Below are 14,876 nucleotides of genomic sequence, written 5' to 3' on the forward strand. Positions count from 1 at the left end.
GTGCAGCCATGACACCGAAAATCTTCGGCCTGGCCGAGAAGACCGACACCGGCGAACCCGACCCGACCCGCGTCCGCATCTGGGGCATGCAGCTCCCGGACCGCGCGATCATGTACTGGCGCGAGGACCACCGGAACCAGTTCGCGGTCTTCGAGGACGCGGCCAGCGCCGAATCCCGCTTCGGCACCCTCTTCGACCTCACCCTCATCTGGCCATGACGCCGGTCGGGGATGGAGCGAACGGACCGTTCGCGTCGCTAGACGGAGTCAGCAGGCCGTTCGCTCCACCCACCAAGCACGCACCCAAGCGGGCCGAACCTGTCACCCGCGCAACGACGCGAAGAACGCCGTGACGTCGTTGGCGAACAGGTCGGGTTCCTCCATCGCCGGGAAGGTTCCGCCACGGTCGTACTCCGTCCAGCGCACGATGTTGTTGATGCGTTCCGCGAACGGGCGGACCGGCGCGAGGATGTCCTTGGGGAACACCGCGACACCGTGCGGGACGGTACCGTTCTGCAGCTCCGCGATGACACCTTCCTCCTCCGCCTTGGCGGAATTGTCCGGAGTCTCCACAAAGGACCGAGCGGCCGAACCCGCCGTGTTGGTGAGCCAGTACAGCATCACCGTGGTCAGGATCCGGTCGCGGTCGATCGCGTCTTCCGGCGTGTCCTCGCAGTCGGTCCACTCCTTGAGCACGCCGACGATCCAGCCGAGCAGCCCGATCGGCGAGTCCGCCAGCGAGTACGCCAACGCCTGCGGCTTCGTGGACTGGATCAGCTTGTACCCGTACAGCTCGTCGGTGTAGCGCTGCCACGCGCCCATCCGAGCGTGGTCGGCGTCGCTGAGCCCGGCCATCTCGTCCGGGTCACCGCCCGGGAAGGTGATCATCCCGTTGGTGTGCACGCCGATCACGTTGTCCGGCGCGAGAATCGCGAGCTCGCGGGAGATCCACGTGCCCCAGTCGCCGCCCTGCGCCCCGTAACGCTCGTAGCCGAGACGGCTCATCAGTTCCGCCCAGGCCCGGGCGACCCGGTTGGCGCCCCAACCGGTGGCGCGGGTCGGCCCGGACAGGCCGTAGCCCGGCAGCGACGGGATGACCAGGTGGAACGACTCGCTGAGCGGCCCGATGACATCCAGGTACTCGGCGATGGAACTCGGCCAGCCGTGCGTGAGGATCAGCGGCAGGGCGTCCGGCCGGGGCGAGCGGACGTGCAGGAAGTGGATGTTCTCGCCGTCGATTTCGGTGGTGTACTGCGGGAATTCGTTCAGTCGTGCCTCCTGCGCCCGCCAGTCGTAGCCGCTGCGCCAGTACTCCGCCAGCTCCCGCAGGTAGCCCAGCGGCGGGCCGTAGCTCCAGCCCAGCCCCGGCACATCGTCGGTCCAGCGGGCCCGGGCCAGCCGTTCCCGGAGGTCGTCCAGGTCGCGCTGCGGGATGTCGAGGCGGAACGGGGTGATGTCACGAGAGGCCATGCACACTCCTTCGTACGTTGTACGGTACTTAATACGCGCAAGGCTCCCGCGTTGTTCCCGAACCGGGAAAACAATTCGAGGGGCGCCCCCAAGCGGGACGCCCCTAGGGCATCGGACCAGGTCAGTCGCCCATTTCCGCCAGGGAACGGCCCTTAGTCTCCTTCAGGTACTCCACCACGAACGCGACCGGCACGACCAGGGGAAATGCCACCCGGAGGGCGGCGCAACACTACCGAAAGTAGTCGTCGTGTCAGGAAACACCCGCCGCCGGCGCTGCCCCCCGGGGCGCGCGATCTGGCCGAAATCGGCGAGGCGGGAGACTGGCGATCATGTCGGGAATCGGAGCGCCGCAGAATTCGGCCGCGAAGCTGCACGCCTGGCGGATCGAGGATCGCGAATACGCCCGGCACGAGGCGCGCCGTGGCCGGCGCTTCGCGTTCCCCAGCCTCGCCCCGACCAGGACCGCGCTGGTGGTCATCGACATGGTGCCGTTCTTCGTGACCGGCAACCCCTACTGCCGCGGCATCGTGCCCAACATCGACCGCCTGGCCCAGGTCCTCCGCGCGGCCGGCGGCACAGTGACATGGGTCCTTCCGGCGGTCACCGACCGGACGCCGGCAGCAGAGGAGTTCTACGGCCCGGAAGCGGCAGAGGCGTTCCGCACCGCGGGCGGCACAGGTCCGCTGGCGCAACGCGTGTGGCGGGAGTTCACGATCCACGACGACGTGCTGGTCGAGAATTCCGCGCCCAGCGCTTTCTTCCCCGGCCGGTGCGCGCTACCGGAGCTGCTGGTGCGGCGCGGAATCGACACGGTCCTGATCACGGGAACGGTCACGAACGTCTGCTGCGAATCCTCGGCCCGCGACGCGAGCACCCTGGGCTTCCGCGTGATCATGATCGCGGACGCCAACGCGGCCAGGCGCGACGAGGACCACAACGCCACGCTGCACACCATCTACCGATCATTCGGCGATGTTCGCCCCACCGCTGAGGTGGTGGCGATGCTCTAAGGAACCGGAGTCAGCGACGGGTGTCGGTGCGCCGGAAGTTGAGGTAGGCACGCGACGGCGTCGGCCCGCGCTGCCCCTGGTAGCGCGACCCGGCCTCCTTCGAGCCGTACGGGAAGTCCGCGGGGCTCGACAACCGGAACAGGCAGAGCTGACCGATCTTCATCCCCGGCCACAAGGTGATCGGCAGATTGGCCACATTGGAAAGTTCCAGGGTGATGTGACCGGCGAACCCAGGGTCGATGAACCCGGCGGTCGAGTGCGTGAGCAACCCCAGCCGCCCCAGCGACGACTTGCCCTCCAGCCGACCGGCCAGGTCGTCCGGCAACCGCACCGACTCGAAGGTCGACCCGAGCACGAACTCGCCCGGGTGCAGCACGAACGGATCGTCGTCGGGCGTTTCCACCAACGACGTCAGCTCGTCCTGCTGCTTCGACGGGTCGATGTGGGTGTACCGGGTGTTGTCGAAGACCCGGAAGAAGCGATCCAGCCGGACGTCGATGCTCGACGGCTGGATCATGGCGGCGTCGAACGGATCAAGTTCGAGCCGACCGTCATCGAGCTCTTTACGCAGGTCCCGGTCACTCAGCAACACGCCCCAAGCGTATCGGGAGCCCGATTACGATCTTCGCCCACCACCGTGTTAGGCTGATAACGCCTCAAAGCAAGCTGAAGAGGTACGCGGATGTAGTTCAATGGTAGAACATCAGCTTCCCAAGCTGAATACGCGGGTTCGATTCCCGTCATCCGCTCCAACAGAGTTTTAGCACGTCAGGAGGGGTGCTCCCGATCTTCGGGAGCACCCCTTCTGACGTCTCAGACCCGCTTCATGCTGCCCGCGTGCGGTCAGCTCGCGGGAGCCATGTGCCGACCGGAGACGCCGAGCTTTGTCACGGTTTCAGTCCACTTGATCATTTGATTGAGGTTTCCGCGCGCCGAGCCCTTCGGGCCGGTGAACACCAGCGATTCGGGAGCAGCCTTGACGTACTTCTCCAGTGCTCCATTCGCTCCCGCCGAATCGCCGTCGGTCCGGTGATCGTCCCGACCCCGGCACCGACTTCGGCGGGCCGACGACGATCACCCTTCACTTCCGTGTGCGCCACCCGCACATGGATCGAGCTGGCATCTTGTCGCCGAGGAGGCGCGAACGCCACTCTCGCTGCATGGGGCTGGATCCGGCCAACAAGCGACCCGCCTATCGTCAGGTTGCCGACAACCTGCGACGCGCGATCGTCTCCGGCGCGCTTGAGCCGGGCGACCAGCTGCCGTCGGTCTCCGCACTGACCTCGGAGTACGGCATTGCAGCGATGACCGCGCGGCGATCAAAGAGCTGAGCACCGCCGGGCTCACCGTGGTCGGCAGGGCCAAGGCGCGTTCGTACTCGAAGGCGCGGCAGCCAATGCCGACATCACCGTCGACGACTTGGCCGGCCTGTTCCAACAGCTCAGTTCGGTTGTCGAGCTCACCGAGCGGGTTGCCTCCCTTGAGGCGAATCTTCCTGCTGAGCAGTCGAAAGACGATTCTCCAGCGCGGAAACGCGGTCGCTGAGGTCTGCCACCTGACCCACGATCTTCAGCACCATTGCGCGTAGTCCTGCCAAGTTTGTGTTGTGGTTTCTACCCATGTGGTGATCCCGTCCTTGGGTGGTTGGCGGGGCAAGCCGGGGGAATGCCGCCCCGCCAACCGTGATCAGCCCGTTGAACATTCGGGAGGGCGGGCTGACCAAGCCTGACGACCCGCACGCCGCCATTCGCGGTTCTTCCGCCAGCGCCGCAGGAACTTCACGAACACGTCAACGTCCGCCCTCCCGCTCGTCGAACCTCTCGAACCCGGCCACTGCGGCGGCAATCGTTTCGTTGAGCCGCAACAGATTCCGCCGAGCCATCGTGTAAACGATCGGAGTCGCGCAGTCGATGAGCACATCAACCGTGTTGAAATCCGGCCACACCTGCGCCTCGATCCCAGTGCGGTCCACGACCAACAAGCGCTTCGGCTTGCCGACCGGCAACGCCACGCCGTTCAGGAACTCCGCAGGCAACGGCCGTCCAAGCGGATCAGTCATGACAGGTCCTCACGCGGCCACATACTTGCCGGGGCCTCCGTATCGAGCGGCACCGTGTTCGGCGAGCCCGCAGCCGTGATGCCAGTGAAAGCAGCGCACCGCCGCGCCTCATGCTCGAACTGCTGACCAGCACGAACCAACTGCGCCGCAAACTGCGCAGCCCGCAACACCGATCCCGTGTCCTGGCCGATCGTGACCATCACGCTTGCCGACGGATCATGAATCGCCAACATCGGTGTCCCTGTCGCGTAGATCAGGCACTCGGCGTACGTGCCGTCGTCCGGCTGCACCGTGACAAAGATTGGCATCTCGGTCCTCACGCCTTCCCCGGCCGTCCATCGGTTGCGGCCAACGCGTCCATTCCGTCCTTGAGTGCCTGCCGCAGCGTGTCCACCGCGCCCCGGTCGACCAGCAATGCAACCGGAAACGCCTTGCCGAACCTGACCTCGACCCGATCGGCAAACGCCAGAGCGCGAGCCCGGATAGGAAGCTCCGTCGTGACGTGCACATGCACCATGTCTCGCATCTCCCGACCTATTTCTCCGCTTCGCAAACGTGGGGCGGGTAGCCGTCCGGGGTATTCATCGTGCTCCTTGGTCCTCCCTGCGTTACGCCGAGTCGTTCTCGGCGTCTGACCACCACTTTCGGCGAAATCACGGGACACGAGCACCACATAGCGGGACTTCTAGGGACGTCCTTGCTAGCGTTCAAGAAGTCCCTATTCGTCCCTTTGGGGTTGAAATGCCTAACGAGCGGCTACGTGATGCTCTGCTGCGCAACGGAATCAAACCTGCAGAGGTAGCCGAGGCGACCAAGGTCGACCCCAAGACGGTCGAACGGTGGATCACACGGTCCAGGACCCCCTACCCCAAGCACCGTCATGCCGTGGCCGCGATGGTGCGCGAGTCCGAGACCTATCTCTGGCCCGATGCCATCGAGCCAGAACGCAGTTCGGAAGTCAGCGGTTCAGAGATCGTCAAGGTCTACCCGCACCGCCACGCCGTACCCCGCGACCTCTGGACGCAGCTACTCGACCGCGCCACCAGCGAAGTCGAAATTCTCGTCTACGTCGGCATGTTCCTCACCGAGGACCGCGCCATCCTTCGGAAGCTCACCGACAAGGCCAACAACGGCGCCCGCATTCGGCTCCTGTTCGGCGAACCGACAAGCGCGGCGATCACCCGCCGCAGCGCCGAAGAGAACATCGGGAAGAGCACCATCTCGGCGAAGATCCGCCAAGCCCTCGCGTTCTTCAAGCCGATCTCCACTGTTGCTGGGATCGAGGTCCGGTGCCACGGGACGACTCTGTACAACTCGATCTACCGCTACGACGACGACATGATCGTCAACCCGCACGTCTACGGCTTCCAGGCCCCGCACGCCCCGGCCCTGCACCTGCGGCGACTGTCAGCGGGGGACCTGTTCGAGACCTACTCCGAGAGCTTCGAAGCAGTCTGGAACGCAGCCAAACCGCCGAAGTGGTAGACACGCTGACGTGCCCAAACGCGACTACTACAACGACCCCGACGCCCCGCCGGCCAACAGCATCGTCGTCGCGGTCGCTGCGTTCGTCCAAGACGACGCAGGCCGCGTCCTGATGATCCGCCGAACCGACAACGACCAGTACGCCATCCCAGGAGGCGCACAAGACATCGGCGAGACCGTCGCCCAGGCTGCCATCCGCGAGACCGTCGAAGAAACCGGAATCGACATCGAAATCACCGGCCTAATCGGCGTCTACTCCGACCCCGGCCACGTCATCGCCTACGACGACGGAGAGGTCCGCCAAGAGTTCTCCCTCTGCTTCCGCGCCCGACCCATCGACGGCACACCCCGCACCAGCAGCGAAAGCAAAGAAGTCCACTGGGTAGACCCCGCCGACATCGCCATGCTCAACATCGGCCGCGCTAACCGCCTACGCATCGAGCACGGTCTCCAACAGCGCCAAGAGCCCTACATCGGCTGATCAGCCGCGACCAGGCCCGCAGCAGCGAGCCGTCGAGTCGTCCGCTGCACCGCGGCCTCAAGTTCGTCATGGCCCTCGGTCAGGAACCGCCGCGTCACCGAGCCCGGCTCGTACCGCCGCTCGATCTCAGCGATCCGCTCCGAGAACGTCAACCGCTCCCCATCCCGCGCCACAGTGCACACAACCGCTCATCGGCACCGACTGACCGCAGGAACCGCGCGCGATCCACTGGATGGAATCCAGTGTCTACGAGCTGCGCTGCATAACCGACGTCGTGCAGGACCGCCGCAGCCACCAGCAGCTCGGAATCAGGCTCGTAGCACCCAGAGATCCGAACCGCCGCACTACCAACGCCCTGCACATGCTGCCAACGGCGCGGCAACGATGCCGCCAAATGATCTTCGGCCGATCCACGCGCCAAGCAACGAGACCCATCTCGTGCACCTTACGGCCTAACCGCATGCGAGGACACCAATCCGGCTGACCTGCCGCTCACCTCGTTCAACCTTGCTGACCCAGTTCTCAGATTTCTCCATCAGCCCAGCAAGAACGGCCCGCGACAACCCACGACGACGCCGGTAGAACGCAACCCGTTCCCCGATGCTCAGCTCCTCACCAGCGCCCCGCACGTTTCCAACCCTAGCAGAAATTCTGGAACACGAGATCGACTCCTAGTTGACGGCCAGATAGTATTTGTTTCGCAACGCCTCAACTATCTGTGTATATATGGCCTCGCAGAGCTTAATAGTGCCGTTAACCGCTTCTTCTATATCATTCTCGCCAATAGGCTGGAGTCCACCGTGTGCAATTCGGTGCCGTCGACCACACAGGACCTCACTGATCCAATTCTCCCGATTTAGATAGACATCAAGATATTCAAGTCCGCTGATATTTAACAAAAAGCGGAGCTCTTTTCCGCCAATGTTTCCTACTTTGAGAAGTTTGTCGATATCAACATCAAAGCAATCTTCATCCCTCCAATTAGATTCGAACAAGACCGTTAAAGCGCGAGAAAACCCCTTATCTTGAGGCTGTGGTTTATCCAGCACCGAGATGAGGGTAAGCGCCTTTAGTTCATCCTTAAGGAGGAGCGTACGCTGCTTTGTGCTCTTCAGATAATTCAAATACTCGCTGATTGCCTCCTTTACAAACCCTTCCCAGTGAGCGTAAATGAGCACGTGGCCAGAGCGGCGCAACATACCGCCCTCTTTCCCCTTAACCAGATCACACAGCAGTTGGAGATCAGTGATCTCCTTCTTCCTGTGTGCAAGACTATTATCGAGGCCTTCGGTCAACAGGTCTAATCTGGTCCCCACAGTAGCTACTCCGGTTTAAGCAGATCGCGTCCTGTTGGAACTGTAATCCTCATTCGCTCGTCAGCTCGCTTGCCGGTGGCGAAGCCGCTTCCGAGCCCACCCCTTGTCCAGAAGTCGATGATTGTCTTCCTGATGTCGGGCGTCACTCCGCTATTCCGATAGGCGTCAATATGATATCCAATCCCCAAGCCAAAGACCTCGAACCCCGTGTTCTGAAATGCTGCCGTGAACCGTCCCTTACTAGCGTCGTATTTACGGAAGGATTCATCCTGCGCAGCGTTCGCCAGCATGTCGAACGTGACACGGAAACGCTCGCCAATTTCCTCGAGGTCTACATCGGAATTAGCAAGCTCCAAAGATTCGGAAGTTAGAAACTCGCCAATATATCCCATAGAGTGAAGGCGTTCCGGCGCAAGATTACTAATCAAAAGGAAACGCAGAGCCAATTCAAAGTCGTACTGCTCCTCGAGTTGGCGATCTGTCAAAGCGCATGTTTCAACAAAGCTCGGATATTTCCTGATGGAGTTGAGCCAGGCATAGAACTCCCTATTTGTGGCGATCAGAAGACAGCTGCGAATTTCCTGGGCAGTCAGCGCAGTACCAAGCGAGTTCAAACGCTGAAATAGATCGTATTTCGCGTCAGCCGAGGACTCTCGCTTAATAATCTTTAGGTCGATTTTTGATCGCTTAATGTCCAGCCTTTGAGCCTGAGTAAGAGATCGAGATGGGTCACTATCCTTCCAGCGCTTGCCATCTAGAGCTGGCAAATATCGCGTACCCTCAAGCACTAGAGGATCAAAGCGAGTTCCTTGATCGTCAATTAAGGCACCCTGCAACTGCAGCAAAGTCGAGATCCGTTGAACACCATCCACAACATCCCAGGTACCATCCTGGTTTTGCGCAACGAAAACCGAGGGAATTGGAATACCTAGCAAGATACTTTCAACAAGACTGCTTTTTTGAACATCTGTCCAGCGATAAACACGCTGAAACTCAGGATGAACGTCTAGCTCGCCATCGTTGTAAAGGTTGGTGATTTCCCCAACAGACATGCTGTAGCCATCTGTCGAGATCTCCCTTCGCCGGGCGTCGATTTCTTGTTGCAGATCCCTCAAGGCCCCTCCTGTCCGTGTACCAGTCAGAGATCATACTTGGCCATCCCATTGTCGTTGCCGAATTGCGCTCTAATGGATCAAGGCGCCGCCTGCGGCGGCGCGGGCCGGGCGGCTTGGCTCGGCGCTTGCGCGTGCGGCCTGGCGTCCGTTCGCGCGCCGGCCACCGCCCGGCCGCCGACCGAAAACGGAGATGATCCACGAGCTCATCGGCCACGGATTCCAGCGGCAGATGTCGGACGACCGCCGAGCCTGCCGGGGCTTGGTGCCGCTGGTCCTGGCGCTCGCTGCCGCGCCGCTTCCGGTCCTCGCTTCGCTCCGGTCCGAGTCGGCTTGCCAACAAGGGGTGTGGTCGCCTTCCAATCGGTGCCAGCCATCCGGCCCCGTTCGCGGATGCCATGTCCGGCCCGACAGCGGTCATCTCGCCGCCCCAAAAGCCGAACCGTCACCCAGGCCTATCGACCGTCTGCGCGTGCTGTCCGCGTGCTACAAGCCGAGGCAACGAGGGGACAATAGCGGTCACTCGGGGCCGGACTCCAACCCAGGTGAAGCGCCATCACCCACGATGTTGTTCTGCTTGCCAAGCTGAACACGCGGGTTCGATTCCCGTCATCCGCTCCAACAGAGTTTTAGCACGTCAGGAGGGGTGCTCCCGATCTTCGGGAGCACCCCTCCTGACGTTTCAGACCCGCTTCGTGCTGCCCACGTGCGGTTAGCTCGCGGGAGCCATGTGCAGACCGAAGACGCCGAGCTTTGTCACGGTTTCAGTCCACTTGATCATTTGATTGAGGTTTCCGCGCGCCGAGCCCTTCGGGCCGGTGAACACCAGCGATTCGGGAGCAGCCTTGACGTACTTCTCCAGTGCTCCATTCGCTCCCGCCGAATCGCCGTCGGTCCGGTGATCGTCCCGACCCCGGCACCGACTTCGGCGGGCCGACGACGATCGCCCTTCACTTCCGTATGCGCCACCCGCACATGGATCGAAGGTCAGGTTGCCGACAACCTGCGACGCGCGATCGTCTCCGGCGCGCTTGAGCCGGGCGACCAGCTGCCGTCGGTCTCCGCACTGACCTCGGAGTACGGCATTTCAGCGATGACCGCGCGCGGCGATCAAAGAGCTGAGCACCGCCGGGCTCACCGTGGTCGGCAGGGCCAAGGCGCGTTCGTACTCGAAGGCGCGGCAGCCAAGTCCAACATCACCGCCGACGACTTGGCCGGCATGTTCCAACAGCTCAGTTCGGCTGTCTAGCTCACCGAGCGGATTGCCTCCCTTAAGGCGAATCGTCCTGCTGAGCAGTCGAAAGACGATTCTCCAGCGCGGAAACGCGGTCGCTGAGGTCTGCACCTGACCCACGATCTTCAGCGCCATTACACGTCGCTCTGCCAAGTTTGTGTTGTGGTTTCTACCCATGTGGTGATCCCGTCCTTGGGTGGTTGGCGGGGCAAGCCGGGGGAATGCCGCCCCGCCAACCGTGATCAGCCCGTTGAACATTCGGGAGGGCGGGCTGACCAAGCCTTTACAGGTAGACCCGCACTCGGCGACGACCCGCACGCCGCCATTCGCGGTTCTTCCGCCAGCGCCGCAGGAACTTCACGAACACGTCAACGTCCGCCCTCCCGCTCGTCGAACCTCTCGAACCCGGCCACTGCGGCGGCAATCGTTTCGTTGAGCCGCAACAGATTCCGCCGAGCCATCGTGTAAACGATCGGAGTCGCGCAGTCGATGAGCACATCAACCGTGTTGAAATCCGGCCACACCTGCGCCTCGATCCCAGTGCGGTCCACGACCAACAAGCGCTTCGGCTTGCCGACCGGCAACGCCACGCCGTTCAAAAAACTCCGCAGGGCAGAGGTCGCCGTTCTCTGGGACTTCGGGAGGCACCGCACCTGGCTGTTCTCCAAACAGGTCAACAGACACGCCTTGTCGGGGGACCAGAGGATCATCACGGACCGTCAATCTCTCATCGCCCACCGCAAGGGAGTCCGTGTGAGTCGCATCGAAGAACTTCGGCACCAGCTCGCCGGAATTGCAGATGACCTTTACGCCGACCAACTTGCCGAGACTGCCAGACGGCTAGCCGAGATCTCTGCCGATCTCGTCGACACGCTCACAGCCACGGCCAATGACCACGCCAGCGCCGCCAGCGATGCCGTGACCAGCGCAGCCGACGAAACCGTGAAATGCGCCCGAACCGCCGCCGAGGCAGCCGCAGACCTCCGCACCTACGCCGAACACCTCTAGGCAGGCCCGATGTCTCGACTCGAAGACCTCGCCGCGCGCCTAACTGCCATCCTCGCCGCCCTGCCGACCACCCAACTCACCCACGCCCACGAAAAGCTCACCGCAGCGGCCAACCGCTTAACTAGCATCGGCACAGGAAGCCAAAACGAGCTGCTTCACCGATCCCAACAACGCCTCGCCGACGCCGCGCACCACGCCGACCAGGCCGCCGCCAACCTGCGTACCACTGCCGAACACCTCACCTCCTACCTTGCAGATCCTGTCGGCATTAGCGCGCCCGACACAACGAGCTGGAAGCCACCGAGCTACCGGCCAACCATGAACGCACCCGCCAGACCCGCACCACTGCACCGCCGACACCTCGCTGCCCTGCCGGAACGCTCCAACCGACGCAGTCCCACAACCGGAATCCTCACCACCGCCGACGGCACAAAGCTCGACATAGTGCGAAGCGGCCGACATGGCCCAGGAACCGGAGGACCTGGCCTGATTGGAAGATGGCAGCACATGGCCTCCGCAAACGACCACGCCGAAGGACACGCTGCCGCCCTGCTGAGGGAGCACGCCTTCACCGAAGCCACTCTGTACGTCAACAACCGCCCCTGTCCGGGCGAACTCGGATGCGACGCCACACTGCCCGCACAACTGCCCGCGGGAGCCCGCCTTACGGTCTACTGGCCGGGCGGATACCAGGTCTACGAGGGAACAGGAGAAGGACTCCAGCGATGACGTTCACCGTGATGTACCACCCCGATGAACTCCCCGCCGAGATCACCACGGTTGCCGAACTCGATGATCTCCTTGACCGAGTAACGGCCGACGCGATCGAAGAAGACGTACCCACCTACGCCGAAATTGTCACCGCTGACCGCCTGCGCATCCTGCAAATCGGACTCGGCCAACGTGACTACAGCTCGCTGATCTACTGCAATAAGCCCGCCGACATCCTTGAAGCCAGCAAGGGCACACTGCCCATGCCGGACGACGCCGGGTTCGACTACGGCGGCACCTGGACCGACGCACCTATCAATTCCGCAATCCCGATCACCACAGCCCGCCAAGCCGCGCGAGACTTCCTCTCCAGCGACGGCCACCGCCCGGCCAACCTTGAATGGCATGAACCCCAGTACGGCCGACCTGAACCAGGTATACCCGGCAGCGTGACCTGATGTTGAAACCCCAAATACAGACCGGACGCCCGTAGGCCGAGGCCAACCACCCCTTCCCGGACTTTCCTGCCGCTTCCCGCTCTGTGAGTGCGGATTCGATTCACGTCATCGGCTCAGGATGCTGCTCATCTGCCAGCACGCCCAGGCCAAGGCCCGCTGCCACGGCAACGGCAAGGGAAGCGAGCCGACCGCAATTCCGCTGGGCGGCGTGGTCCCGATCCTGGGCCACTCCCCAGGTCATGTCTGCGACAGGGGGAACAGTCGTGCCGGACCGGAGGCCAGCGGTCGTCTTGCAGGACCACGAAGAACATAGCGGAGGCCAGCAGGGGAGTCGGCCAACAACATGCCAACAACATCGGGAGGTCAACAGGGGGGCAAAACCAGGCACCACGGGCACCTCCGTACCGAAGGTCGGAGCCGATTTCCTGGGCTGTCCGCCTGCTTCCCAAGCTGAATACGCGGGTTCGATTCCCGCTGCCGACAATCCGCTCGTAACGAGGAGTCCCGTGTCTGCTTGAGCAGACCGGGGCTCCTCGCCTTTTGAATGGCCGAGCCCCCAAGCACCCGCCAACGGGGTGGTGGCTGCCTCCCGCTGGCTCCTAACGATGGGTGCCGTACCCGGCCTGCTCATCGACCAGCCCCCTCTAACGGAGCGAAGCTCCGCAGTGCAGAGGTCGCCGTTCTCTGGGGCTTTGGGGGCACCGCACCCACCCCGGCAACACCGGTGCCCCGGGGCTCACGGTTGTCCCGCCACCGCGACGGCCACGACCCCACCGCGGCCCTGCGGGCGTTTCAGGTCCCCACCGCCGACCGCCCCCACAACGACTCCAGGGCCTCGCCGACCTCGTCGGCCACCGTCACCAACGGCCGGGGCTCGCCGACCTTCACCGCGGTCTTGCCGAACGCGGTGGCGTAGCTGTCGTGACTAATGACTGTCGTGGTTACGGTATGCCGATTCCCAGGATTGGAGTTTGCGGCGAATCTCGTTATCGAGAGACGTACGTTCGCTTGGTCGGTCCTCGTAACGAGTGCGCAGCGTGCGCATCGTCGTGAGCAGGTCGCGTTCTTGCGCTGGCTCGTAGAAGCCGACACCGCAGATCAGGGTGACCGCCTGATACGGGGTGATGGCCTCCTCCCGCAGAGATCCCGCGGCGTTGAGGCACGCCATCGGGAAGTAGGCGTCAAGCGTGGCGCGACCGACCAGAACCGTGGGCGGGATCCGCAGCAGCGCTGGCGCGGCGATCTCCTCGTCGCGCGCGGCGTGCCGCTGCGGATCCGCAGCGACCTCGGCCAGTGGCTCCCGGAGTTGGGCGAGACATTCCAATCCCGCCTGCTCCCACACGCTGGTGCTCCGGCGCTGGATCGGGTTGTCCAGAAAAACCAGCACGGACCGATAAGACTCCACGACGCCGCTAGGTGGCTGGTGTTTTGGGTGGCTAAGGATCGGTGTGTCTCTCCCGGTTGGGGTGATCGTTTTGGCAGGATGGTCGGGTGACGTTGGGACGTGCGCCTCGCCAGACCGACTTGCTGCGGTCGACCGTGGACTACTGCCAGGACCGCGTCCCGGCGGATTCGATCTACGGTGTGCTGCACCGGGAGTGCTTCGCGTTGTTCCCGGATGAGATGTTCGCTGACCTGTTCACCGATGTGGGTCGCCGGTCGGTGCCGCCGATGATCGTGGCGGTGGTGATGGTGCTGCAGCGTATCGAGGGTTTGTCGGACCGGGAGGCGGTCGAGCGGTTCGCTTTCGACGCCCGCTGGAAGTACGCCGCTGGTGGCCTGCATTTCGACTATCCCGGGTTCGTGCACACCGTGCTGGTGGACATGCGGGCCAGGCTGGCCCGCTCTGCACGGCCGGACCGGGTCTTCGAGGCAGTTCTGGACGTGGCCCGGCAGGCCGGGCTGGTGGGCCGCAAGCGTGTGCTGGACTCGACCCCGTTGTATGACGCGGTGGCCACGATGGACACCATCACGTTGATCCGCTCGGCGATCCGCGGCCTGCTGGCTGCCGCCGATGCCGGACAGGCCGCCCGGCTGCGGGCGGTGATCACCTCCGGGGATGACTACGCCAGCACGGCGAAACCACAGATCGACTGGGACGACCACGACGCCCGGGAGGAATTGATCGACTCCCGGGCCCGGGACGGGTTCGCGATGCTGACCCTGCTCAACGACCATGAGCTGGGCGAGGGCGTGGACAAGGCCGTGCGGCTGCTGGCCACCGTGCTGGGCCAGGACTTGGCCGATGACGGCGACGGGGTGTTCCGCATCGCCCGCAAGGTCGCCCCGGACCGGATCATCTCCACCGTGGACCCCGAGGCCCGTCACGGGCACAAGACCAGTGCTCGCGGTTTCGACGGTTACAAAGGGCATGTCGCGATCGACCCCGATGCCGAGATCATCACCGCCACCGAGGTCACGGCCGGAAACAGCGGTGACGCCGAGGCCGCCGAGACCCTGCTCACCGACATCCTGCCCTCTGAAGCTGAAGCTGAAGCTGAAGCTGAAGCTGAAGCTGAAGCTGAAGCTGAAG

The 14,876-nt window shown here is 63.4% G+C and carries 21 protein-coding genes, 1 tRNA gene and 1 pseudogene; 11 read left to right on the forward strand and 12 right to left on the reverse strand.

Annotated elements, in window-relative coordinates; translation table 11 throughout:
• Positions 1–8: 8 nt before the first annotated feature.
• Entirely contained in the window at positions 9–218 is a 210-nt protein-coding gene (locus SSPN_RS0131320; RefSeq protein ID WP_010312825.1) for a hypothetical protein, read from the forward strand.
• A 102-nt stretch (positions 219–320) separates the two neighbouring features.
• Here the strand turns inward: SSPN_RS0131320 and SSPN_RS0131325 are convergent, their stop codons facing one another.
• A complete protein-coding gene (locus SSPN_RS0131325) occupies positions 321–1,469 on the reverse strand; it encodes an epoxide hydrolase family protein (protein ID WP_010312826.1) in 1,149 nt (382 codons plus the stop codon).
• Between the two features lie 329 nt (positions 1,470–1,798).
• Between SSPN_RS0131325 and SSPN_RS0131335 the strand changes: the two genes are divergently transcribed.
• Positions 1,799–2,479, forward strand: coding sequence for a cysteine hydrolase family protein (locus tag SSPN_RS0131335; RefSeq protein ID WP_010312827.1), 681 nt, complete (start codon positions 1,799–1,801; stop codon positions 2,477–2,479).
• Between the two features lie 10 nt (positions 2,480–2,489).
• On the opposite strand, the gene dcd is transcribed toward SSPN_RS0131335, so the two are convergent.
• A complete protein-coding gene (gene dcd / locus SSPN_RS0131340; protein ID WP_010312829.1) occupies positions 2,490–3,071 on the reverse strand; it encodes a dCTP deaminase in 582 nt (193 codons plus the stop codon).
• A gap of 86 nt (positions 3,072–3,157) precedes the next feature.
• On the opposite strand from dcd, the gene SSPN_RS0131345 reads away from it, so the two are divergent.
• Positions 3,158–3,231: transfer RNA gene (locus SSPN_RS0131345), tRNA-Gly, on the forward strand.
• A 240-nt stretch (positions 3,232–3,471) separates the two neighbouring features.
• On the forward strand, positions 3,472–3,810 hold the full coding sequence (locus tag SSPN_RS60635) for a GntR family transcriptional regulator (protein WP_237710851.1): 339 nt from the start codon (positions 3,472–3,474) through the stop codon (positions 3,808–3,810).
• Positions 3,811–4,268: 458 nt separating this feature from the next.
• Here SSPN_RS60635 and SSPN_RS0131355 read toward each other — a convergent pair whose 3' ends face one another.
• From SSPN_RS0131355 to SSPN_RS0131365, 3 genes are read right to left on the reverse strand one after another with little or no spacing between them, the layout of a single operon-like run.
• Positions 4,269–4,538, reverse strand: coding sequence for a hypothetical protein (locus SSPN_RS0131355; RefSeq protein ID WP_010312831.1), 270 nt, complete (start codon positions 4,536–4,538; stop codon positions 4,269–4,271).
• Positions 4,535–4,858 (reverse strand): hypothetical protein, encoded by a 324-nt coding sequence (locus SSPN_RS0131360; protein WP_010312832.1) that lies wholly within the window; start codon positions 4,856–4,858, stop codon positions 4,535–4,537. The genes SSPN_RS0131355 and SSPN_RS0131360 overlap by 4 nt, the downstream gene beginning before the upstream one ends.
• Complete coding sequence (locus tag SSPN_RS0131365; protein ID WP_029535912.1) at positions 4,855–5,064, reverse strand: hypothetical protein; 210 nt, start codon at positions 5,062–5,064, stop codon at positions 4,855–4,857. The genes SSPN_RS0131360 and SSPN_RS0131365 overlap by 4 nt, the downstream gene beginning before the upstream one ends.
• A gap of 215 nt (positions 5,065–5,279) precedes the next feature.
• Here SSPN_RS0131365 and SSPN_RS0131370 point away from each other — a divergent pair, with 215 nt between their 5' ends.
• Together SSPN_RS0131370 and SSPN_RS0131375 are read left to right on the forward strand one after the other, a co-directional pair.
• Positions 5,280–6,023 (forward strand): DUF5919 domain-containing protein, encoded by a 744-nt coding sequence (locus tag SSPN_RS0131370; protein WP_010312834.1) that lies wholly within the window; start codon positions 5,280–5,282, stop codon positions 6,021–6,023.
• Between the two features lie 10 nt (positions 6,024–6,033).
• On the forward strand, positions 6,034–6,504 hold the full coding sequence (locus SSPN_RS0131375; RefSeq protein ID WP_010312837.1) for an NUDIX hydrolase: 471 nt from the start codon (positions 6,034–6,036) through the stop codon (positions 6,502–6,504).
• Here the strand turns inward: SSPN_RS0131375 and SSPN_RS60640 are convergent.
• From SSPN_RS60640 to SSPN_RS50055, 5 genes and pseudogenes are all read right to left on the reverse strand, one after another.
• A complete protein-coding gene (locus SSPN_RS60640; RefSeq protein WP_237710881.1) occupies positions 6,492–6,686 on the reverse strand; it encodes a hypothetical protein in 195 nt (64 codons plus the stop codon). The genes SSPN_RS0131375 and SSPN_RS60640 overlap by 13 nt on opposite strands.
• The gene (locus SSPN_RS60645; RefSeq protein WP_237710871.1) at positions 6,653–6,865 is read right to left on the reverse strand and encodes a hypothetical protein; all 213 of its coding nucleotides are present in this window, start codon (positions 6,863–6,865) and stop codon (positions 6,653–6,655) included. The genes SSPN_RS60640 and SSPN_RS60645 overlap by 34 nt, the downstream gene beginning before the upstream one ends.
• A 103-nt stretch (positions 6,866–6,968) precedes the next feature.
• Positions 6,969–7,133 (reverse strand): annotated as a pseudogene (locus SSPN_RS52410) (helix-turn-helix domain-containing protein); the annotation flags it as partial.
• Between the two features lie 42 nt (positions 7,134–7,175).
• On the reverse strand, positions 7,176–7,799 hold the full coding sequence (locus SSPN_RS55695) for an MAE_28990/MAE_18760 family HEPN-like nuclease (protein ID WP_143539431.1): 624 nt from the start codon (positions 7,797–7,799) through the stop codon (positions 7,176–7,178).
• A gap of 26 nt (positions 7,800–7,825) precedes the next feature.
• The gene (locus SSPN_RS50055) at positions 7,826–8,935 is read right to left on the reverse strand and encodes a DUF262 domain-containing protein (protein ID WP_029535913.1); all 1,110 of its coding nucleotides are present in this window, start codon (positions 8,933–8,935) and stop codon (positions 7,826–7,828) included.
• Positions 8,936–9,662: 727 nt separating this feature from the next.
• Here SSPN_RS50055 and SSPN_RS60650 point away from each other — a divergent pair.
• Positions 9,663–10,181 carry a GntR family transcriptional regulator gene (locus SSPN_RS60650; protein ID WP_237710852.1) on the forward strand — a complete coding sequence of 173 codons (519 nt, stop codon included), beginning with the start codon at positions 9,663–9,665 and terminating at the stop codon, positions 10,179–10,181.
• 353 nt (positions 10,182–10,534) lie between these two features.
• On the opposite strand, the gene SSPN_RS0131405 is transcribed toward SSPN_RS60650, so the two are convergent.
• Positions 10,535–10,717 carry a hypothetical protein gene (locus tag SSPN_RS0131405; protein ID WP_010312844.1) on the reverse strand — a complete coding sequence of 61 codons (183 nt, stop codon included), beginning with the start codon at positions 10,715–10,717 and terminating at the stop codon, positions 10,535–10,537.
• Positions 10,718–10,736: 19 nt separating this feature from the next.
• Here SSPN_RS0131405 and SSPN_RS0131410 point away from each other — a divergent pair, with 19 nt between their 5' ends.
• The 3 genes from SSPN_RS0131410 (at position 10,737) to SSPN_RS0131420 (ending at position 12,343) form a co-directional block, all read left to right on the forward strand.
• Positions 10,737–11,174 (forward strand): hypothetical protein, encoded by a 438-nt coding sequence (locus SSPN_RS0131410; protein WP_143539433.1) that lies wholly within the window; start codon positions 10,737–10,739, stop codon positions 11,172–11,174.
• 318 nt (positions 11,175–11,492) lie between these two features.
• Positions 11,493–11,903 carry a DddA-like double-stranded DNA deaminase toxin gene (locus SSPN_RS60655; protein WP_083822236.1) on the forward strand — a complete coding sequence of 137 codons (411 nt, stop codon included), beginning with the start codon at positions 11,493–11,495 and terminating at the stop codon, positions 11,901–11,903.
• Positions 11,900–12,343, forward strand: a complete 444-nt coding sequence (locus SSPN_RS0131420; RefSeq protein WP_010312847.1) for an Imm1 family immunity protein — start codon at positions 11,900–11,902, stop codon at positions 12,341–12,343. The genes SSPN_RS60655 and SSPN_RS0131420 overlap by 4 nt, the downstream gene beginning before the upstream one ends.
• Before the next feature lie 925 nt (positions 12,344–13,268).
• On the opposite strand, the gene SSPN_RS0131430 is transcribed toward SSPN_RS0131420, so the two are convergent.
• Positions 13,269–13,730, reverse strand: coding sequence for a hypothetical protein (locus SSPN_RS0131430; RefSeq protein WP_010312850.1), 462 nt, complete (start codon positions 13,728–13,730; stop codon positions 13,269–13,271).
• 104 nt (positions 13,731–13,834) lie between these two features.
• Here SSPN_RS0131430 and SSPN_RS46755 point away from each other — a divergent pair.
• On the forward strand, positions 13,835–14,876 hold a 1,042-nt coding region (locus SSPN_RS46755; RefSeq protein WP_010312851.1), incomplete at its 3' end, for a transposase.

It is taken from the genome of Saccharopolyspora spinosa NRRL 18395, assembly GCF_000194155.1.
In the GTDB taxonomy this organism is placed as follows: domain Bacteria; phylum Actinomycetota; class Actinomycetes; order Mycobacteriales; family Pseudonocardiaceae; genus Saccharopolyspora; species Saccharopolyspora spinosa.